Raw genomic sequence first — 21,342 nt, forward strand, 5'->3', positions numbered from 1 at the left:
TGCGCCGCCGAACGCAACTGCTTTGGAAATCGATCGCCCGCTCACGACGACTCCACCGCGAGCGGCCGCCGCCCCGCCCTTCAGAACTTCCACAACAGATTGCCGTACAGCGCGTGATCGCTGATGTGGCCGCCGAGCTGACCGCTATACGACAGGCCGAGCGACAGGTTCTTCGTCACGGCCGCATCGACACCGACCTCGAGCACGGCCGCATCGCGCGCAATTGGCACGCCGACCACGCTGAACGGCGCTCCTCCGCTCGCGAACGACAGTGTCGAACCCGGTTGCGTGTTGCCGAACGCATGCCGCCAGCCGATCGTGCCGAAGGTCGTGACCTTGCCCTTCGTCGTGACCGCGACGTCGGTCGAGGCCCGCACGCCGAGCGTCGAGAAGCCGAGGCCCGTCGTGTCGGAATCGCCCTGAAGCGCCGCCGCGCCGCCGCTCTCCTTGAAGCCGCCGGTGTGCAGGCTCGCATACGCAAGCCCGACGAACGGCTCGAGTGCGACGTTGCGGATGGCCGTCGAGTAGCCGATCTCGGTGAACACCTGCGTCGCGTTCGCGTCGTAGCTGGCGGTATCGTGATCGGAGAAGCTGCCGAACGACGGATTGCGCTCGCTATGCACGCGGTACCACGACTGCGACACGCCACCGCGCACGTTCCACGCGTTGTACCGGCCGCTCGCATACAGTGCGATCGTCTCGCCGTTGACCTTCGCCGACTCGTTCTGGTCGGTATTGAGCAGGCTGCGCGACGCGCCGCCCGCGATACCCACACGCCAGTGGCTGCTGACCTCCGCGTCCGTCCCGACGACGAAGCCGTACAGATTGCGGTCGACCGCCGTAACGCCGTCGCCGTCGAACCGGCTATGCGAGCCGTACAGCCGGCCCCACACCGCGGGCTTGAACGACTTGGCCGGCGTGCAGCCGTTCTCCGCGGCCATGCGCCGGTCGAGCGCCGCCGCGTGATCGTCCGCCGACACCGGCGCCTCGCATCCGCACAGCGCCCCGCCCGGCTGCGAACCGAGCCGCGCACGATCGAGCACCGCGTCGCGCACGTAGCGGCTATCCGACAGCAGCACGCTTCGCGTACTCGGATACAGATCGCCGGCCAGTTGCGTGAATGCGCGGTTCGCGGTCGGCGCATCCGACGTCAGCACCGTATCGAACAGCGGGTTGCCGGCGCCGAGCGTGCCGACCGCGCCCGCCACCGCTTGCCCGTCGGGCGTCGTCGCAACCGACGAGAACGGCGTGCCGTTCGGTGCCAGCGACATCAGCACCTGCGCCGGGTTGTACGTGAGCGTCGGCGTGAGGAACGCATACGTCGAGTTCACCGCGCTGAACTGCCCTTGCACGCCCGCGCCGGCATTCACAATGGTGTAGAGCTTGCCCGGCTGGTATTGCCCGGTCGCCGCGACGACCTGTACCGACCCACCGTTGAGCGTGGCGGAGCCGGTCACGTCGAGGCCCCCGCTCTGTTGCGGCGTGGCGCCGACCTGCAGCGTCGAGCCCGGCTGGAAGGTGGCGTTGCCCGCGACCTTCAGCGGCTGCCCATACTGGAGGACCGATGCGGTGCCGCCGCCCGACACGACCAGGCCGCCGATCGTGCCCGTCCCGGTGACGGTCGCGCCGCTGCCGACAGTCACCGGCGAGCTGGCCAGCGAACCGGTGACCGCGAGCGTGCCGCCGGTCACGGTCGTCGGCCCGGACAGCGTGTTCGTCCCACTCAGCACCTGTGCGCCCGTGCCGGCCAGTGTCAGCGGGCCGGTACCCGACAGCGTGCCCGCGAACGAGCTGGTGCCCGCGGTATTGACCGTCAGCGGCGTCGCGCCGAGATTCACGTTCGAACCCGTCGTGCCCGACAGCGTGCCGATCGACTGCGGTGCGGCCGAACCCGCGAGATTCAGCGTCGCGCCGCTGCCCGCGAGCATCACCGGGCTCGTCGGCGCAAGGCTGCCTGCGCCGGCGAGCGCGAGCATGCTGCCGCTGCCGATCGTCGTGCTGCCGGTGTACGTGTTGGCGCCGGTCAGCGTCTGCGTGCCGCCGCCCTGCACCGCGAAGCCGCCGGTGCCCGCGATCGTGCCGCCGAACGAACCACCCGCCGGGCCCGCCACGGTCAGCGTGTTGCCGCCGAGATTCACGGTCGAACCGGCGGCGCCGGACAGCGCGCTCGTCGTCTGCGGCGTCCTGGCCGCGCTGACATCGAGCGTCGCGCCGTTGCCGGCCAGCGTCAGTGCGCTGCCCGCCGACAGGCTGCCGCCCGCGCCGACCGCCAGCGTGCTGCCGTTGCCGATCGTCGTGCTGCCCGTGTATGCGTTCGCGCCGCTGAGGGTCGTCGTCGACGGGCCGCTCACCGCCAGGTTGCCGCCGCCCGAGATCGGGCCGCTCAGGCCGAGGTTGTTGGCGCCGCCCACCGTCAGCGTCGAACCCGTGCCGAGGTTCACGGCGTTGCCGAGCGTCGTGCCGGGAACGCTGGTCCCGAGCGTGCCGCCGTTGCCGCCGACACTCAGCGTGCCGCTGCCGAGCGCGGTCGGCGTGCCGGCGACGAGCGTGCCGCCGCCGGTGACGCTGGTGCCGCCGGTGTACGTGTTGGCACCGGAAAGCGTCGTCGGCGCGGGGCCGCCGAGCGCGAGCGCGCCGCTGCCCGAGATCGGGCCGCTCAGGCCGAGGCTGTTGGTGCCGCCCACCGTCAGCGTCGAACCCGTCCCGAGGTTCACCGCATTGGTCAGCGTCGTGCCCGGCGTGCCCGCGGCCAGCGTCCCGCCTGCGCCGCCGGTGTTGAGCGCGCCCGTGCCAAGCGCCGTGTTGCTGCCCGCGACCAGCGTGCCGCCGCCCGTCAGGTTCGTGCCGCCCGTGTATGTGTTCGGACCGGTCAGCGTTTCGGTGCCCGTGCCGGCCAGCGTGAGGCTGCCGCCCGTGCCGGCGATCGTGCCGCCGAACGTGCCGTTGCCCGTGCCGCCGAGCGTCAGGTTGTTGCCGCCCAGGTTCACCGTCGAACCGGCCACGCCCGACAGCGCGGTCGTCGTCTGCGGCGTGGTCGCGCCGCTGACGTCGAAGGTTGCGCCCGCACCGGTCAGGTTCAGCGGACTGCTGCCGGAGAGGCTGCCGCCCGCGCCGATCGCCAGCGTGCCGCTGTTGATCGTCGTCGCACCGGTGTACGTGTTGTTGCCCGTCAGCGTTTCGGTACCGGTGCCCGACAGCGTCAACCCGCCCGTGCCGGCGACGGTGCCGCCGTACGTGCCGTTACCGGAGCCGCCCAGCGTCAGCGTGTTGCTGCCCAGATTCACGGTCGAACCCGACACGCCCGACACTGCGCCCGTGGTCTGCGGCGTCGTCGCGGCACTCAGGTCCAGCGTGGCCCCCGTACCCGACAGATCGACCGAGCTGCCCGCCGACAGGCTGCCGCCCGCGCCGACCGCCAGCGTGCTGCCGTTGCCGATCGTCGTGCTGCCGGTGTACGAGCCGGCCCCCGTGAGCGTCGTCGTCGACGGACCGTTCACCGCGAGGTTGCCGCTGCCGCCGATCGCGCCGCCCAGGCCCAGATTGTTCGCACCGCCAACCGTCAGCGTCGACCCCGCGCCGAGATTGATCGCGTTGGTCAGCGTCGTGCCGGCCACGCTGGTGCCGAGCGTGCCGCCCGCGCCGCTGGTGTTCAACCCACCGGTGCCGAGCGCCGAGCCGTTGCCGGCGAGCAGCGTGCCGCCGCCGGTGAGGGTCGTGCCGCCCGTGTACGTGTTCGTCCCGTTCAGCGTTTCGGTACCCGTGCCCGCCAGCGTGAGGCTGCCGCCCGTGCCGGCGATCGTGCCGCCGTACGTGCCGCTGCCGGAACCGCCGAGCGTCAGCGCATTGCCGCCGAGGTTCACCGTCGAACCCGACACGCCCGACAACGCGCCGGTCGACTGCGGCGTCGTGGCCGCGTTCAGGTCGAGCGTCGCCCCTGCACCGGCCAGATCGACCGCACTGCCGCCCGACAGGCTGCCGCCCGCGCCGACCGCCAGCGTGCTGCCGTTGCCGATCGTCGTGTTGCCGGTGTACGAGCTCGCGCCGGTGAGCGTCGTCGTCGACGGACCATTCACCGCGAGGTTGCCGCCGCCCGAGATCGCACCGCCAAGCCCGAGATTGTTCGCACCGCCAACCGTCAGCGTCGAACCCGCGCCGAGATTCACCGCGTTGCCGAGCGTCGTGCCGGCCACGCTGGTGCCGAGCGTGCCGCCCGCGCCGCTCGTGTTCAGCGCACCCGTGCCGAGCGCCGAACCGTTGCCCGCGATCAACGTGCCGCCACCGGTCAGGCTCGTGCCGCCCGTGTACGTGTTGGTCCCGTTCAGCGTTTCGGTGCCCGTCCCGGCCAGCGTCAGGCTGCCGCCCGTGCCCGCGATCGTGCCGTCATACGTGCCGCTGCCCGTGCCGCCGAGCGTCAGGTTGTTGCCGCCGAGGTTCACCGTCGAACCCGCGACGCCCGACAGCGTGCCCGTCGTCTGCGGCGTGGTCGCGCCGCTCAGGTCGAAGGTTGCGCCCGCACCCGTCAGGCTCACCGGCGTCGTGCCCGACAGGCTGCCGCCCGCGCCGATCGCCAGCGTGCCGCTGTTGATCGTGGTCGCCCCCGTGTAAGAATTCGCGCCCGTCAGCGTTTCGGTTCCGGTGCCGTTCATCGTCACGCCACCGGTGCCGGCGATGTTGCCCGCATAGGTGCCGCTGCTCGTGCCGCCGAGCGTCAGGTTGTTGTTGCCCAGGTTCACCGTCGAGCCGGCCACGCCCGAGATCGCGCCCGTCGATTGCGGCGACGACGCACCGCTCAGGTCGAGCGTCGCGCCGGACGCCGTCAGGCTGACCGGGCTGCTCGACGACAGGCTGCCGTTGCCGCTGATCGCGAGCGTGCCGCTGTTGATCGTCGTCGCGCCGGTGTACGTGTTGTTGCCCGTCAGCGTTTCGGTGCCGGTGCCCGACAGCGTCAGGCCGCCCGTGCCGCCGATCACGCCGCCGTACGTGCCGCTGCCTGCGCCGCCGAGCGTGAGCGTATTGCCGCCGAGGTTGACGTTCGTGCCCGCGCCGCCGGACAGCGCGCCCGTCGTCTGTGCGGAGGTGGCCCCGCTCAGGTCGAGCGTGGCGCCGGTGCCGGCGAGGTCGATCGCGCTGCCGCCCGACAGGCTGCCGCCCGCGCCGACCGCCAGCGTGCTGCCGCCGCCGATCGTCGTGCTGCCGGTGTACGAGTTGGCCCCCGTGAGCGTCGTCGTCGACGGGCCGTTCACCGCGAGGTTGCCGCTACCCGAGATCCCGCCGCCGAGGCCCAGATCGTTCGCGCCGCCCACCGTCAGCGTCGAACCCGCGCCGAGATTCACCGCGTTGCCGAGCGTCGTGCCCGGCGCGCTCGCGGCCAGCGTGCCGCCTGCGCCGCTCGTGTTCAACGTGCCGGTGCCGAGCGCCGAGCCGTTGCCCGCGATCAGCGTGCCGCCACCCGTCAGGCTCGTGCCGCCCGTGTACGTGTTGTTGCCGGTGAGCGTTTCGGTGCCGGTGCCCGACAACGTGAGACTGCCGCCCGCGCCGGCGATCGTGCCGCCGTACGTGCCGTTGCCCGTGCCGCCGAGCGTCAGGTTGTTGCCGCCCAGGTTCACCGTCGAACCGGCCACGCCCGAAAGCGTGCCCGTCGTCTGCGGCGTCGTCGCGCCGCTGACGTCGAAGGTCGCGCCCGCACCGGCCAGGTTCACCGGGCTGCTCGCCGACAGGCTGCCGCCCGCGCCGATCGCCAGCGTGCCGCTGTTGATCGTCGTCGCGCCGGTGTACGTGTTGTTGCCCGTCAGCGTTTCGGTGCCGGTACCCGACAGCGTCAGCCCGCCCGTGCCGCCGACCGTACCGCCGAACGTGCCGTTGCCCGACCCGCCGAGCGTCAGCGTATTGCTGCCGAGGTTCACCGCCGAACCCGCCGCGCCCGATAGCGTGCCGGTCGTCTGCGGCGACGTGGCCGCGCTGACGTCCAGCGTCGAGCCCGCGCCGGCCAGGTTGATCGCGCTGCCGCCCGACAGGCTGCCGCCCGCGCCAACCGCCAGGGTGCTGCCGCCGCCGATCGTCGTGTTGCCGGTGTACGAGCTGGCCCCCGTGAGCGTCGTCGTCGACGGGCCGGTCACCGCGAGGTTGCCGCTGCCCGAGATCCCGCCGCCGAGGCCCATATTGTTCGCACCGCCAACCGTCAGCGTCGAGCCCGCGCCGAGATTGATCGCGTTGGTCAGCGTCGTGCCGGCCACGCTCGTGCCGAGCGTGCCGCCTGCGCCGCTCGTGTTCAGCGCACCCGTGCCGAGCGCCGAACCACTTCCCGCGATCAGCGTGCCGCCGCCGCTCAGGGTCGTGCCACCCGTGTACGTGTTGTTGCCGGTGAGCGTTTCGGTGCCCGTACCCGCCAGCGTGAGGCTGCCGCCCGCGCCGGCAATCGTGCCGCCGTACGTGCCGCTGCCCGAACCACCCAGCGTCAGGTTGTTGCCGCCCAGGTTCACCGTCGAACCGGCCACGCCCGACAGCGTGCCCGTCGTCTGCGGCGTGGTCGCGCCGCTGACGTCGAAGGTGGCGCCCGCACCGGCCAGATTCACCGGGCTGCTCGCCGACAGGCTGCCGCCTGCGCCGATCGCGAGCGTGCCGCTGTTGATCGTCGTCGCGCCGGTGTACGTGTTCGCGCCGGTCAGCGTTTCCGTCCCCGTGCCGGACATCGTCAGCCCGCCCGTGCCGCCAATCGTGCCGGCATAGTTGCCGTTGCCGGTACCGGCGAGCGTCAGCGTGTTGCCGCCGAGGTTCACGTTCGTGCCCGCTACGCCGGACAGCATGCCGCTCGTCTGCGGCGTGGTCGCCGCGCTGATGTCGAGCGTCGCGCCCGTGCCGGCGAGATCGAGCGCGCTGCCCGACGACAGGCTGCCGCCCGCACCGACCGCCAGCGTGCTGCCGCCGCCGATCGTCGTGTTGCCGGTATAGGTGTTCACGCCCGTGAGCGTGGTCGTCGACGGGCCGCTGACCGACAGACCGCCGCTGCCCGAGATCCCGCCGCCCAGCCCGATATCGTTCGCACCCCCAACCGTCAGCGTCGATCCTGCGCCGAGATTCACCGTATTGCCGAGCACCGTGCCGCCGACGCTCGTGCCGAGCGAGCCGCCCACGCCCGTCACGTTCAGCGCGCCGGAACCGAGTGCGCTGCCGTTGCCGGCGATGAGCCCGCCGCCGCTCAACGTGGTGCCGCCGTCGTAGGTGTTCGTGCCGGTGAGCGTCGTGGTTCCCGTGCCGGTCTGCGCCAGGGCGCCGCTGCCGGAAATCGTGCCGCTCAGGCCCAGATCGTTCGCCCCGCTCAGCCCGAGCGTCGCGCCCGCGCCAAGCGTAACCGCGTTGCCGAGCGTCGTACCGCTCACGCTCGCGCTCAGCGTGCCGTTGCCGGTCACGTTCAATGCGCCGGAACCGAGCGCCGTATTGCTGCCCACGCTCAATCCGCCGCTGCTCAACGTCGTCCCGCCGCTGTAGGTGTTCGCGCCGCCAAGCGTGGTCGTGCCCGTGCCGGACTGCACCACGCCGCCTGCACCGGAAATCATGCCATTCAGGCCGAGGTCGAACGCGCCGCCGAGATTCAGCGCCGAGCCGGCGCCCAGATCGACGGCGTTCGCCAGCAGCAGGTTCGCCGTGCTCGCGCTGAGTGCGCCGCCGCTGCCGGTGACGTTGAGCGCACCCGTGCCGAGCGCCGTATTGCTGCCGACCGACAGGCCGCCAGCACTCAGCGTCGTGCCGCCGGTGTAGGTGTTCGCGCCGGTGAGCGCGGTCGTTCCGGTGCCGGTTTGCGCGAGACTGCCGCTGCCGGCGATGATGCCGCCGAGGCCCAGGTCGTTCGTGCCGCCGAGCGTCAGTGCCGAACCGGTGCCGAGATTGATCGCGTTGGTCAGCGTCGTGCCGGCGACGCTCGTGGCCAGCGTGCCGCCTGCGCCGGCGATGTTCAACGCGCCCGTGCCGAGCGCCGAACCGTTGCCGGCGAGCAGCGTGCCGCCGCCGGTGAGGTTCGTGCCGCCCGTGTAGCTGTTCGCACCATTCAGCGTTTCGGTGCCCGTGCCCGACAGCGTCAGGCTGCCGCCTGCCCCAGCGATCGTGCCGCCGAACGTGCCGCTGCCCGAACCGCCCAGCGTCAGGCCGTTGCCGCCGAGATTCACCGTCGAACCGGCCACCCCCGACAGCGTGCCGATCGCCTGCGGCAGCGCCGCGCCGCTCAGGTCGAACGTTGCGCCGGCCCCACCCAGATTGACTGCGCCGCCCGCCGCCAGGCTGCCGCCCGCGCCGATTGCCAGCGTGCCGCTGTTGATCGTCGTGCCGCCCGTGTACGTATTCGTGCCGGTCAGCGTCTCCGTGCCGGTGCCGGACAGCGTCAGCCCGCCCGCCCCGCCGATCGTGCCGCCGAACGTGCCGTTACCGGAACCGCCGAGCGTCAGCGTATTGCCGCCGAGATTCACGGCCGAGCCGGCCGTGCCGACGAGCCCGCCCGTCGTCTGCGGCGACGTCGCCGCGCTCAGGTCGAGCGTCGCGCCCGCGCCGGCCAGGTCGAACAGACTGCCGCCCGACAGGCTGCCGCCCGCGCCGACCGCCAGCGTGCTGCCGTTGCCGATCGTCGTGTTGCCGGTGTAGCTGCCCGCTCCCGTGAGCGTCGTGATCGACGGGCCGGTCACCGACAGATTGCCGCCGCCCGAAATCGCGCCGCCGAGGCCGAGATTGTTCGCACCGCCAACCGTCAGCGTCGCGCCCGTGCCCAGATTCACCGCATTGCCGAGCACGGTGCCGCCGACGCTCGTGCCGAGCGAGCCGCCCGCGCCCGTCACGTTCAGCGCGCCGGTGCCGAGTGCGCTGCCGTTGCCGGCGATGAGCCCGCCGCCGCTGAGCGTCGTGCCACCCGTGAACGTGTTCGCACCCAGCAGCGTCGTCGTGCCGGTGCCGGTTTGCGCGAGGCTGCCGTCGCCCGACAGCACGCCGCCGAGGCTCAGGTCCGCCGAACCGTTCAGCCCCAGCGTCGCGCCGGCGCCGAGGTTCACCGCATTGCCGAGCACGGTGCCGGCGACGTTCGTGGCGAGCGTGCCGCCCGCACCGCTCACATTCAGCGCGCCGGTGCCAAGCGCCGCGCCGTTGCCGGCGATCAACCCGCCGGCGCTGAGCGTCGTGCCACCCGTGTACGTGTTCGTGCCTGTGAGCGTCGTCGTGCCCGTGCCGGTTTGCGCGAGGCTGCCGTTGCCGGCGATCGTGCCGCCCAGGGCGAGATCGTTCGCGCCGTTCAACCCCAGCGTGACGCCGCCGCCGAGATTGACCGCGTTGCCGATCGTCACGCCCGGCACGCTCGCACCGAGCGAAGCCGAACCGTTGACGTCGAGTGCGCCGAGGCCGAGCGCCGCGCCGCTGCCGACGACCAGGCTGCCGCCCGTCAGCGCCGTGCCGCCCGCGTACGTGTTGTTGCCGGTGAGCGCCTGCGAACCGGTGCCGGAAAGTGTCAGGCCGCCCGCACCGCCGATGTTGCCCGCGAAGACGCCGCTGCCGCTGCCTGCCAGCGTCAGGTGGTTCGAACCGAGATCGATCGTCGAACCCGCGACACCCGAAAGCGTGCCGATCGACTGCGGCGTGGTCGCGCCGGCGATGTTGAACTGCGCGCCGGCACCGGTGAGGTTGACGGGGCTCGACGCGGCGAGGCTGCCGCCTGCACCGATCGCCAGCGTGCCGCCGCCGATCGTGGTGCCGCCGGTGAACGTCTCGGCCGCGGTGAGCGTCGTCGTGCCCGGGCCGGCCACGGACAGGCCGCCGGCACCGGAAATGATCCCGCCCAGCCCGAGATCGTTCGCACCGCCGACCGTCAGTGCCGCGCCCGCGCCGAGCTGGATCGCGTTGCCGAGCACCGTGCCGCCGACGGTCGTGCCGAGCGAACCGCCCGCGCCGGTCACGTTCAGCGCACCCGTGCCCAGCGCGGCGCCGTTGCCGGCGAGGATTCCGCCGCCGCTCAGCGTCGTGCCGCCCGAGAACGTGTTCGCGCCGGTCAACGTCGTGATGCCCGAGCCGATTTGCGCGAGACCGCCGTTGCCGGCGATCGTGCCGTTCAGGCCCAGATCGTTCGCGCCGGTCAACGCGAGCGTCGCGCCCGCGCCGAGGTTCACCGCGTTGCCCAGCGCGATGCCGTTCACGTTTGCGCCGAGCGCACCGCCCGAGCCGGCGACGTTCAGCGCACCGGTACCCAGCGCCAGGTCGTTGCCCGCCAGCACCGTGCCGGCGCTCAACGTCGTACCGCCGCCGAAGGTGTTCGCGCCCGACAGCGTCGTCGTCCCCGTGCCGCTCAGCACGAGGCCGCCGGTGCCGCCGATCGCGCCGCTCAGGCCGAGGTCGTTCGCGCCGTTCAGCGTCAACGATGCGCCGTTCAGGTTGATGCCGTTCGCGAGTGCCGCGCCGGCGGCCAGATCCGCGCTCAACGAACCGCCGAGACCGCTGACGTTCAACGCGCCGCCCACGCCGAGCGCCGTGCTGCCGCCGACGATCAGGCTGCCGCCGCCCGTCAGGCTCGCGCCGCCCGTGAACGTATTCGCGCCGGACAGCGTCGTGGCGCCGGTGCCGCCGAGCGCCAAGCCGCCTGCACCCGAGATCGCACCGCTCAGGCCGAGATCGGCTGCACCGTTCAGGCCGAGCGTCGCGCCCGCGCCGAGGTTGACCGCATTGCCGAGCACCGTACCGCCGACGTTCGTCGCGAGCGAGCCGCCCGCGCCGACCACGTTCAGCGCACCGGTGCCCAAAGCCGCGCCGTTGCCGGCGATCAGCCCACCGCCGCCGAGCGTCGTGCCGCCCGTGAACGTGTTCGTGCCGAGCAGCGTCGTCGTACCCGTGCCGGTCTGCGCGAGACTGCCGCTCCCGCCGATCGCTCCGCCAAGGCTCAGGTCGGCCGCGCCGTTCAGGCCGAGCGTGGCGCCCGCGCCGAGGTTGACTGCATTGCCGAGCAGCGTGCCGCCGACGCTCGTCGCCAGCGAGCCGCCCGTGCCGGACACGTTCAACGCTCCCGTGCCGAGCGCCGCGCCGTTGCCGGCGATCAGCCCGCCGCCGCTCAGTGCGGTGCCGCCCGAGAACGTGTTGACGCCGAGCAGCGTCGTCGTGCCCGCGCCGCTTTGCACGAGGCTGCCGCTACCGGCGATCGTGCCTCCGAGGCTCAGGCCCGCCGCACCGTTCAGGCCCAGCGTGGCCCCTGCATCGAGATTCACCGCATTGCCGAGCAACGTGCCGCCCACATTCGTCGCCAGCGAGCCGCCCGCACCGGTCACGTGCAGCGCGCCGGTTCCGAGCGCCGCGCCGTTGCCGGCGATCAGCCCGCCGCCGCTCAGCGCCGTGCCGCCGGTGAACGTGTTCGCGCCGAACAGCGTCGTCGTCCCCGTGCCGGTTTGCGCGAGACCGCCGCTGCCTGCGATCGTGCCGCCCAGACCGAGGTTGGCCGAACCGTTCAGGCCCAGGGTGACGCCCGCGTCGATATTCACCGCATTGCCGAGCACCGTGCCGCCGACGCTCGTACCCAGCGAGCCGCCCGCGCCCGTCACGTTCAGCGCGCCGCCGCCGAGCGCCGTGCCCGTGCCGACCACCAGCCCGCCGCCGCCCGTCAGATTCGTTCCGCCGGTGAACGAATTGGCGCCGTTCAGCGTCAGCGTCCCGGTACCGCTCGCGGTCAGCGCGCCGCCGCCGCCGATCGAGCCCGACAACGCGAGCCCGGTCGCGCCGTCGACCGTCAGGCCGCCGCTCAGCGTCACGTTGTTGAGCAGGTTCACACCGGCCGCGCCGGCCTCGAGCGTGCCGCCGCCGGCGACGATCGTGCCGGTGCCCAGCGCACCGGCGCCGTGAACGATCGCGGTGCCGCCGGTCAGCGACGCGTTCGTCGCGGTCGATGCGCCGGTGATGTCCCACGTGCCGCCCTGCACGGCGAGGTTGTTGAAATTGCCGTACGTATCGACCGCGATGGTGCCGTTCGTCGCGCCCCCCGCGGCCGTGTTCAGTTGCAGGTTGAGCGTGTTGTTGCCGCCCAGGCCCGCATCGACGCCGAGCCCGACCGACGATCCGGTCAGCGCATTGAACGTGTTCGACGTGCCGAGGGCTGCGCCCAGCGACACGTTGCCCGCGACGGTGCCGGCGTTGGTGAACGTGTTCCCGGCGCCCGGTGTCGCGCTGGGCGCGAGCGCCACCGAACCGTTGATGGTGCCGCCGCTCGCATTGGTGAAGTTGACTTGCGCGCCGCCCGACGTGGTCACGACCTGCGCGGTCGGCCCCGGGCTGAAGCCCAGGCCGGTCGTACCGATCGTGCCGGCATTGGTGATGTTCGTCGTGCCGCCCGTGCCGTTGTATACCGTCAACGCCGGCCCGTTGAGCAGCGAGCTCGTCGAACCCATCATCACGCCCGAGCTGGTGTTCGTGACGTTGACGGTGCTTGCGGACGCGCTATTGCCGACCACCGTGCCGTTCGACACGAGGCTCAACCCGGACAACGCGGGGTCGATCGTCCCGTTGTTGGTCAGCGTGACGCCGCTGCCCGTCAGCGACAGCGCCGTGCCGCCGAACAACGGCACCACGCTGACGGTCGCGCCGGATGCGACGGTCAGGTTGAGATTGTTCGTGCCGTTCGAATAGGACGTGCTGGCTCCGGTACAACTGACGGTCGTCGTTCCGGTGCAGGCGGCCAGTGCGTCGGCTGGAATGACCCCGGCGCCGACCAGCGCGACCAGCATGCCGGTCGGAACCAGGAGTTTCGAACGTGCTTCCGCGCGCTTTTTATTCGAACCCATGCGCATACGCATAATCACACCTTCCGGTTATAAAATCGACGACGACAAGCATCGCTTCGGCATTCTTAAAATGCCGAAGAGAAACTCAGGAATGCGCCATACAGTTTCTGAATAAATACCTTCCCGTCGCCAAGCCGAAGCGAATGGCATGATTGACAACTGGCGGGAATTAATCTGGGATGATCATGGATTCGGCATTTTTTGCTTGCGCCCCCTTGCTCGGTAATTCTTCCACCCAATAAAACTTTTGTATTTGGCGAATCGAACATATTGCCCGGCGGTCGGCGCTTATGGCGCGCCTATCCATCCAGGTCAAACGTGTCGAGCGTCCAAGCCGCGCTCGCAGTACACCTTCCGCCGATTAAAAGAACGCTGAACATCGATCTTCCTGACAGCCGGAATTCGATTTTCCGCATATCGACCTGATGGTGCCCGTCGTTCGACCTCTAAGCCTCCTGGCGTGATCGCGAGTCAAATATATGCTCGACTCGCAAACGTTTTCCATGAGTCGGGGAAATTTTTGTCAAAACTCAACAATCTTTCGTGCCGATTTGATGATTCGTATGAGAGATGTAATATTTCAGCTTTAAATAAATCACGTGAATTATTAAGAAAGGAAAAACGCTGAATCCCGGGGTGCTGATTTATTCTCGAGTCTGCTTTAATTGATTCACATCCGCCGCATTGCGGTTTCGTGATGCGCGCGATAACGAGATGCCCGAGGGAGAACATCACGATGGTGACGTTGAATATCAACAACCGGCTGGCGGAGGTCGACGCCGCCCCGTCGACGCCGGTGCTCTGGGTGCTGCGCGACAACCTTGGCCTGACCGGCACCAAGTTCGGGTGCGACACCGGCGACTGCGGCGCCTGTACCGTCCATGTCGACGGACGGCCCACGCATAGCTGCACGCTCGCGCTGTCGGCGGTGGGCCACGCCCGTATCACGACGTCCGAACACCTCGCCGACGATGCGATCGGCAAGGCCGTGCTCGACGCGTGGGTCCGGCACGACGTCGCGCAATGCGGCTACTGCCAGAGCGGCCAGATGATGAGCGCGGTCGGCCTGCTGCGCAGCAACAAGGCGCCGACCGACGCCGACATCGATACCGCGATGGCCGGCAACCTGTGCCGTTGTGCGACCTACCAGCGCATCCGCGCCGCGATTCACGATGCGGCCGGTGCGCTTGCATAAGCCTGTCGGGAGACTGTCACCATGCGAATCCGCACTGTCGGCGGCTCGGCGAGCACCGACGCTCAACACCTCCACGCCGCGCCCGCCTCGACCGGTTCGCCGAACCCGGGCCGACGCGGCTTTCTGAAACTCACGATGGCCGCGGGCGGCTGTCTCGCGCTGGGCATCCCGCCGCTGCGTACCGCGGCCGCGACCGACACCAGCCCCCGAACCTCGCCACCCCAGGCGTTCGTCATCATCGCGCCGGACAACACGGTGACGGTTGCCGTCAACCGGACCGAGTCCGGCCAGGGCGTCAGCACCGCGCTGCCGATGGCGCTGGCCGACGAACTGGATGCCGACTGGCGCAATGTGCGCACCGCGCTCGCGCCCGCCGGCGAACCGTACCGGGATCCGGTGACCGGCATCCAGATGACCGGCGGCTCGACCTCGGTCAACCATTCGTTTACGCAATACCGCGAACTCGGCGCATCCGCGCGCGCGATGCTCGTCGCCGCGGCCGCCCGGCGCTGGAACGTCGATCCCGCCACGTGCCGCACCGCGAATGGCGTCGTGACCTCCGGCAACCATCGCGCGACCTACGGCGAACTCGCGCCCGACGCAATGGCGATGCAGGTGCCGCAACACGTGCCGCTGAAGTCGCCGGACCAGTTCCGCATCATCGGCAAACCGACTCCGCGCGTCGATTCGCGCGCGATGCTCGACGGCACGCTCAAGTACGGGATGGACTGGCGTCTGCCGGACACGATGGTGGCCGTGATCGCGCGCCCGCCGCGCTTCGGCGGCAAGGTCGCGAGCTACGACGCGGCGGCGGCCCGGGCAGTCAGGGGCGTGGTCGAGGTCGTCGAGATTCCGACCGATCGCGGCGGCACCGGCGTGGCCGTGATCGCGAACGGCTACTGGCCGGCCAAGCTCGGCCGAGATGCGCTGAAGGTCACGTGGCAGGACGCCGGCTCGACCGTCACGTCCGCCGAACAGATGCAGGCGTACAAGCAGCTCGCCGATACGCCGGGGACCGTGGTACGCACGGCCGATGCCGGCAGCGCGCCGCCGGCGACAACGCGGATCCAGAAGGACTACGAATTTCCGTATCTCGCGCACGCGGCGATGGAGCCGCTCAGCTGCACGGTCGACGTCGGGCCGCCGAGCTGCGCGTGCGGGATCAAGATCTGGGGCGGCTCGTCGCTGCAGATGACCGACCGCGCGGCGGTCGCGAAGGCACTCGGCGTCGCGCCGGAGAAAGTCCAGATCTTCACGATGGCGACGGGCGGCGACTACGGCCGGCGCTCGACGCCGACGTCGGACTACGTGGTCGAAGCCGCCCGCGTGTCCGCCGCATACCTGGCGGCCGGCCACCTGGGCCCGGTCAAGACGATCTGGACACGCGAGGACGATCTGCGCGGCGGCTATTACCGCCCGATGGTGCTGCATCGCGTGGACATCGGTGTCGATGGCAGCGGCGCGGTGCGGGACTGGCAGCACGTCGTCGTCGGCCAGTCGGTGCTGAAGGGGTCGCCGCTCGAACGCACGACCATTCGCAAAAGCGGCACCGATCCCGACCTGACCGAAGGCGTGGCGAACAGCCCGTACGGTTTCCCGATGCAGGTATCGGTCCATCAAACCGACGTCGACGTGCCGGTCCAGTCGTGGCGTTCGGGCGGCCATACGCATACGGCGTTCGTGATGGAAACGCTGGTCGACGAACTCGCGCACGCGGCGCGACAGGATCCAGTCGCTTACCGGCAGGCGCGGCTGGCCGGCCCCGAGCATACGCCCCATCGCCAGGCGCTCGCGCTGGCCGTCGACAAATCCGGCTACGGCACACGCACGCTGCCGGCCGGGCATGCATGGGGCGTCGCGATGCACGAAACGGCCGGCTCGGTCGTCGCGTACGTCACGGAAGTGTCGATCGAAGCGCAGCAGCCGCGCGTGCATCGCGTGACGGCGGGCGTGTATGCGGGCCGCATCGTCAACCCGACCGGCGCGGAAGCGCAGATCCAGGGCGGTGCGCTGTTCGGCCTCGCGATGACGAAGCCGGGATTCGCGATCGACATTGACCATGGCGCGGTCCGCAACGCCGGTTTCGCCGACTATCCGCCCGTGCGCATGCAGGAAGCGCCGCCGGTGGATGTCTTCTTCGTTCCGTCGGACGCACACCCGACCGGGCTGAGCGACGCCGGCGTGCCGCCGATTGCGCCAGCCGTGGCCAACGGTGCGTTCGTGCTGACCGGCGAGCGACTGCACGCGCTGCCGTTCGGCCCGATGCTGGTCGCATCGGCGGCCCCCGGAGTGCCGGCGGCCCCCGCGGCGGCCGTCGACGAGGAACCGTACGGCGACCTGCCGGCCGGCGGCTGCCGGATGCCGCGCAAGGTCAAGCCGGCCGCGTTGAAGCCCAGGACCGATCAAAGCCACGCAGGTGTCGGCCAGGCAAGCACGGTGCCGAAATTCCTGCGGCCGAAGCGGCGCGCCGGCATCCCATGCATCGACGAGCTGAAGAAAGGGACGATGACGTAAGCGGCAATCGGGAGGGATCGCGCGGGTTTCTTGCGACAACGATTGCAAGTCGAGCGAATCCGGAGCTCGATCGGAACGCTGCCGGCTGGCGCGGGCCGGATATCGGCCGCGCACGCGGTCAGCCTGCTTGCGCTCGACCTCGCATATGAGCGCGTGGACGGATCCGGTGTCGCGATGTGGGCACCGCATCGATCAAATGCGTAAGTCAAGACCTGAACTCTCAGTCAGCGTCAGATCAGGTCTGGGACTGCTTCGCCGTCACTTCACCACGGGCCGTGATCGACCCGTTGCGGACCGACAATATTCCCTATTACGGTCGTTCGGCGTCGGGGTGCGAGTCACGACCGACTGTTGCCGAATGCGGATGGCAGACTTCGGCCCGACGGCAATCTATACGTCCACTGCGAGGCACTTGGTCATCGGCACACAAGCCAATTCAAATCCACGCGAAGTCCGGTACGTTGAAACCAAGTCGCCCGTCCAGCCGCAACGACGATAGAATGGCGCCGCGTTCAGCGTTGCATCGAGACGCATTTCGACCAGGCCGTGATCGCCGGCCAACGCTTCGAGAAACTGCAGCATCCTGGACCCAATGCCGCGCCCCATGTGAGACGGCCGGACGAAGATTGCGTCCACTTGCCCCCTGGCGACTGTAAGCATGCCTGTACCGACAACCAGCCCCTCATCGACGGCAACGTAGAAGTCACGCTCGACAACGCTGGACCATTTGTCGGAAGGCGTGCCATCGACCCACCCAGAAAGGGCTGATTCGGGATAGTACCCAGCGCACGCTGCATGCACCGAGGTATTACGGATTTCCCATGCGTCGAAGACATCATGGCAATTCGCTTTTCGTATCGTCAGCATGCCACGCTCCTCGGCCCGAGCGACCAGGTCGACACACCGGCAGCGTCCCGAGGGACGAAAACACGTACTCTGTAACGCATGCAATCACTCCTGTCTGCGCCAATGCATTCGGAGCGACTGAAAAGACACGGCCCCGTCATGACTGGCGGGGCCGTTGAGGAATTCTATATGTGATGTATGAACGTCACGATTCCCACGACTCGCCATTGGCGGTCATGGTGCACATCATGGTTGTGCGCGCATCCGAGTTCATGGAGCCATATTGCCTCTCCAAACCATTACCGTCAATGGGCTCCGGCGATTTTCAACGATGTCAGCGAGCAGGGCGAGTGTCTCAAACTGGCCGAGGGTGTGTCAAAACTCGCCTGATCGCCTAGACTGAATCAACCTGTTGGGGCGAGAGGCGAAGATGGGGCGATTTGTCGAAGGTGCGGACCGCAATCAGTCAACGCTGCTGCCGGAATGTCTCGAAGACTTCATCACCGAAGACAACCCGATCCGCATCGTCGATGCATTTGTGGATGAACTTGAGCTGGGCTCTCTGGGATTCGAAGGAGCCACGCCAGCGACCACCGGCCGACCGTCCTACCATCCGGCCGTGCTTCTCAAGATCTACATCTACGGCTATCTCAATCGAGTGCAGTCAAGCCGACGGCTGGAGCGTGAATGCCGGCGTAATGTTGAACTGATGTGGCTGACTGGCCGCCTCGCGCCAGACTTCAAGACGATTGCCGAGTTCAGGCGCAGCAATGGCGCCGGCATCCGCAACGTATGCCGCCGCTTCGTGAAGATATGTCGCGACCTGAAGCTCTTTACGCAAGCGATCGTGGCCATCGACGGCAGCAAGTTCAAGGCGGTCAACAGCCGCGATAACAACTTCACACCCAACAAGATCGAGAAGCGTCAGGAGCAGATCGAGCAAAGCATCCAGCGCTACCTGGATGCGCTGGAAACAGCAGATCGCACTCAACCTGCCGAAGTAGAAGCGAAGACCGAGCGGCTGCGGGAAAAGATCGAGACGCTTCGCGAGCAGGTGCGCGATCTGGATCGTGCTGCAGAACTTCTGCGAAATCTGCCTGAAAAGCAGGTGTCGCTCACCGACCCCGACTCACGCTCGATGATCTCGCAAGCCAAAGGTACGGGCGTGGTTGGCTACAACGTCCAGGTAGCTGTCGACACGAAGCATCACCTCATCGTGACCCATGACGTTACGAACGTAGACAACGACCGCACGCAGTTGAGTCCAATGGCCAAGGCTGCGCGCGATGCCATGGGCAAGAAGAGGATCAAGGCACTGGCCGATCGTGGGTACTTCAGTGCCCCGGAGATCAAGGCGTGTGATGACGCTGGCATTGCTGCCATGGTGCCGAAATCGATGACATCCAGTGCGAGGGCAGACGGTCGATTCGACCGGGCCGACTTTGTTTATATCGCCGAGGATGATCAGTATCGGTGTCCGGCGGGGCAACGGGCGATTTACCGTTTTAGTTCGGTTGAGCGCGACAATCCGATGACCCTGCGTACCTACTGGAGTAGCGCCTGCCCGAATTGCCCGCTCAAGAGTCAATGCACGCCGTCTGATTACCGGCGTATCCGGCGATGGGAGCACGAAGCGGTGCTTGAGGCAATGCAGTCAAGGCTGGATCGCCAGTTCAACGCCATGACGATACGACGCCGGACCGTCGAGCACGTGTTCGGCACACTCAAGCACTGGATGGGTTCGACCCACTTCCAGACACGCGGACTTGGCCACGTCGCGGCCGAAATGAGCTTGCATGTGCTGGCGTACAACCTCAAGCGCTTGATCAGGATTCTCGGATTCGAAAAGGCGATGCAGGCGATGAAGCTGGCCGGCGCGTGAATTCGCGTGCCGATGCTGTTCGTCGGCACCGCATGATCAGGTCAGCCGTCTGGGTCGGGGCGGAACGCAACTGCACTACAAACGGAGCTTTACCTGTCGGCCGTTCTGTACGTTTTTACACACCCTCGGCCGAACTGAGTCAGACGATCTGACGCCGTCTGTTTGGTCTAGTCCAGCCTTACACAGATCAAATGAGTTGCAACACCCTGTTGAATCCATCCATTTCGCGGGCCACTACGCCCGCAGCCTGCCAATCGCGTAGCCGTCGCCAGCACGTCACGCCCGAGCCGCAGCCCATCTCGGCGGGCGGGTTGCGCCAGCGCAGTCCCGTCTCGAGAACGAACAGGATGCCGGTCAGCGCGGCGCGATTCGAAACTGGCAAGCGGCCTCGATTCTTCTCGCGCCGTGGCTTGAGCGGCGGTAGTAACGGCTCGATCGATATCGACAGTTCGTCGCCGATGATCGGTTTGCCCATCTTCTCGGCCTCGGTTATTCCGATGCCTGGGGTTAAGAGCGTGCCGCGAAAGTTGACAGCCCCACGGGGGTTTTTGAAACCGCTTTCAATGTCGAGGCCGGAGTCAGTTGCCTTTCAGCACGGTGAAGTCGCCCGGCGGTAGCGGTCGATTCGCGACATCCTCCGCCTCGGCACGCGTCAGGCCGAGCGTCTGCAACACACTCACTGCGGCTCGTTCCGAGAGCGCCCCCTTCTCGACAGCCAGCCCCCTTCGACTACCCGCAGCCGTGCCGGCCGCGTGAAGTTCCGCCGTGATCGCCGCCAGGACCGTACCCGTCATCGTCAGGGCGCTCATGAACGGATCGGTCACGACGAAGCGGCGTGCGAGTTGTACCCTGTCGGCCGCCATGGCAGGATATCGCTTCGATCATGCGGGGCGCGTGGTGTGCGTTACAGGGATTAAAAAATGATGCTGTCGTGGCGATTGCGTTGGTACGTGCTGGCGACGGCCCGGACGCTGCACAAGCACTGGCAGGCTCTATTACTTGCTGTCCTGCTGTTGGTACCCGCAATGCCCTTGTTCGCACAGTCCCGCCTCTTGGGCGCGCCCGTCCTCGCACCTTTGGCTCCGGAGCATGGCTTCGAATGGCGGTTCGTCTGGATGCACATGCTCGAAGCCATCGGCATGCTCTGGGTGCTGATTCAACGTACGGCCATCAGCGGCGGCCCCTTCGCCGTCTTCGTCAAGTCGTTGCCTGTTTCCAATCGGCGTCGCCGCGCCCTCGATGCAACCATCGCGCTGATCGCGAGTACGCCGCTGCTGCTGCCCGTCGTTGCTGCTGCGATCGCGTTCGCTTACTTGCCGCACAAGGCCTCGAACTATCTGTACGTGATCGATTTGACGATGATTACGCTTGGATGGCAATTGGTCGCGTTGTCGCGCAATATCAGTAACGGAGTGCCGTTGGTGGTTGCCAATTTCATGCTGATCGGCGCGCTGCAGACGGGTCACGCGCTGCAGACGACGCTGCTGGCGGCGGCGTCGATCGTTGCTGCGTTCGCGTTGATCCATGCGCCTGCGACATCCTCTGCGCGTGCGGGGCAGTTCGGTACATCGTGGCGTCGATTCACCGATCACATTTCCGTCAATGCATCACGCCGGCTTCCAGCGTTGGTCAAACTTCAGCTCGGTATCGTCGGGTTTCACCTCGCAGGAACCGTTAGCCGCTGCGTCGTCATGGGCGCGGTCGCCGCTGCCACTTGTTACGTGGCTGACCTTTGGGGTTTCGACGCACGCGTCGTGCCATTGACGCTGATCGCGCAGGCTGTGATCGCGTTGATCGCGGCGACGACCTATCGCGATTTGCACGCGAGTCATGTTCGCGCGGCCCATTTTGTGCGCTCACTCCCGCTTGCCTCGATCGTGCAGGTTCGTGCGGATGTACTGACCGTCGCCACGCTGGCACTGCCATTCTCGGCTGCCGCGCCACTACTGCTGGTCGTGCACGGCGTCCTGGCGGCCCACGTCGCGGCAGCCATCGTCTTGGCCGGGGCGCCACTGCTTGCGCTGCTGCGTTTGCCACAACGCTATGCGCCGGGAGAATCCGTGTTGCTCGGCGCAATACTCGCCGTGATCTGGATCGCCGCCGCGTGGCAAATCTTCGTCTGA

Annotated in this window: 7 protein-coding genes and 1 pseudogene; 4 read left to right on the top strand and 4 right to left on the bottom strand. The window is 68.4% G+C overall.

What is annotated here, in order from left to right; genetic code table 11:
• Nucleotides 1-80: 80 nt before the first annotated feature.
• Nucleotides 81-12,794 carry an autotransporter-associated beta strand repeat-containing protein gene (locus ACPTTC_RS38715; RefSeq protein ID WP_423396498.1) on the bottom strand — a complete coding sequence of 4,238 codons (12,714 nt, stop codon included), beginning with the start codon at nt 12,792-12,794 and terminating at the stop codon, nt 81-83.
• Nucleotides 12,795-13,518: 724 nt separating this feature from the next.
• On the opposite strand from ACPTTC_RS38715, the gene ACPTTC_RS38720 reads away from it, so the two are divergent.
• Nucleotides 13,519-13,977: a (2Fe-2S)-binding protein gene (locus ACPTTC_RS38720; protein WP_423396499.1), complete on the top strand. Its 459-nt coding sequence runs from the start codon at nt 13,519-13,521 to the stop codon at nt 13,975-13,977.
• Between the two features lie 21 nt (nt 13,978-13,998).
• Complete coding sequence (locus ACPTTC_RS38725; RefSeq protein WP_423396500.1) at nt 13,999-16,491, top strand: molybdopterin cofactor-binding domain-containing protein; 2,493 nt, start codon at nt 13,999-14,001, stop codon at nt 16,489-16,491.
• 390 nt (nt 16,492-16,881) lie between these two features.
• Here the strand turns inward: ACPTTC_RS38725 and ACPTTC_RS38730 are convergent, their stop codons facing one another.
• Complete coding sequence (locus ACPTTC_RS38730; protein WP_423396501.1) at nt 16,882-17,358, bottom strand: GNAT family N-acetyltransferase; 477 nt, start codon at nt 17,356-17,358, stop codon at nt 16,882-16,884.
• A gap of 409 nt (nt 17,359-17,767) precedes the next feature.
• On the opposite strand from ACPTTC_RS38730, the gene ACPTTC_RS38735 reads away from it, so the two are divergent.
• Nucleotides 17,768-19,219 (top strand): IS1182 family transposase, encoded by a 1,452-nt coding sequence (locus ACPTTC_RS38735; protein WP_423396502.1) that lies wholly within the window; start codon nt 17,768-17,770, stop codon nt 19,217-19,219.
• Nucleotides 19,220-19,454: 235 nt separating this feature from the next.
• Here the strand turns inward: ACPTTC_RS38735 and ACPTTC_RS38740 are convergent.
• Together ACPTTC_RS38740 and ACPTTC_RS38745 are read right to left on the bottom strand one after the other, a co-directional pair.
• Nucleotides 19,455-19,694 (bottom strand): annotated as a pseudogene (locus ACPTTC_RS38740) (transposase); the annotation flags it as partial.
• A gap of 103 nt (nt 19,695-19,797) precedes the next feature.
• Nucleotides 19,798-20,082 (bottom strand): hypothetical protein, encoded by a 285-nt coding sequence (locus ACPTTC_RS38745; protein ID WP_423396503.1) that lies wholly within the window; start codon nt 20,080-20,082, stop codon nt 19,798-19,800.
• A gap of 57 nt (nt 20,083-20,139) precedes the next feature.
• On the opposite strand from ACPTTC_RS38745, the gene ACPTTC_RS38750 reads away from it, so the two are divergent.
• The gene (locus ACPTTC_RS38750; RefSeq protein WP_423396504.1) at nt 20,140-21,342 is read left to right on the top strand and encodes a hypothetical protein; all 1,203 of its coding nucleotides are present in this window, start codon (nt 20,140-20,142) and stop codon (nt 21,340-21,342) included.

This window comes from Burkholderia mycopellens (genome assembly GCF_964265025.1).
Lineage (GTDB): Bacteria > Pseudomonadota > Gammaproteobacteria > Burkholderiales > Burkholderiaceae > Burkholderia.

What these genes read in the sequence shown, in the direction of transcription:
- ACPTTC_RS38715 (WP_423396498.1), bottom strand. Translation starts at nt 12,794, where the DNA reads ATGCGTATGCGCATGGGTTCGAATAAAAAGCGCGCGGAAGCACGTTCG.
- ACPTTC_RS38720 (WP_423396499.1), top strand. Translation starts at nt 13,519, where the DNA reads ATGGTGACGTTGAATATCAACAACCGGCTGGCGGAGGTCGACGCCGCC.
- ACPTTC_RS38725 (WP_423396500.1), top strand. Translation starts at nt 13,999, where the DNA reads ATGCGAATCCGCACTGTCGGCGGCTCGGCGAGCACCGACGCTCAACAC.
- ACPTTC_RS38730 (WP_423396501.1), bottom strand. Translation starts at nt 17,358, where the DNA reads ATGCTGACGATACGAAAAGCGAATTGCCATGATGTCTTCGACGCATGG.
- ACPTTC_RS38735 (WP_423396502.1), top strand. Translation starts at nt 17,768, where the DNA reads ATGGGGCGATTTGTCGAAGGTGCGGACCGCAATCAGTCAACGCTGCTG.
- ACPTTC_RS38745 (WP_423396503.1), bottom strand. Translation starts at nt 20,082, where the DNA reads ATGGCGGCCGACAGGGTACAACTCGCACGCCGCTTCGTCGTGACCGAT.
- ACPTTC_RS38750 (WP_423396504.1), top strand. Translation starts at nt 20,140, where the DNA reads ATGATGCTGTCGTGGCGATTGCGTTGGTACGTGCTGGCGACGGCCCGG.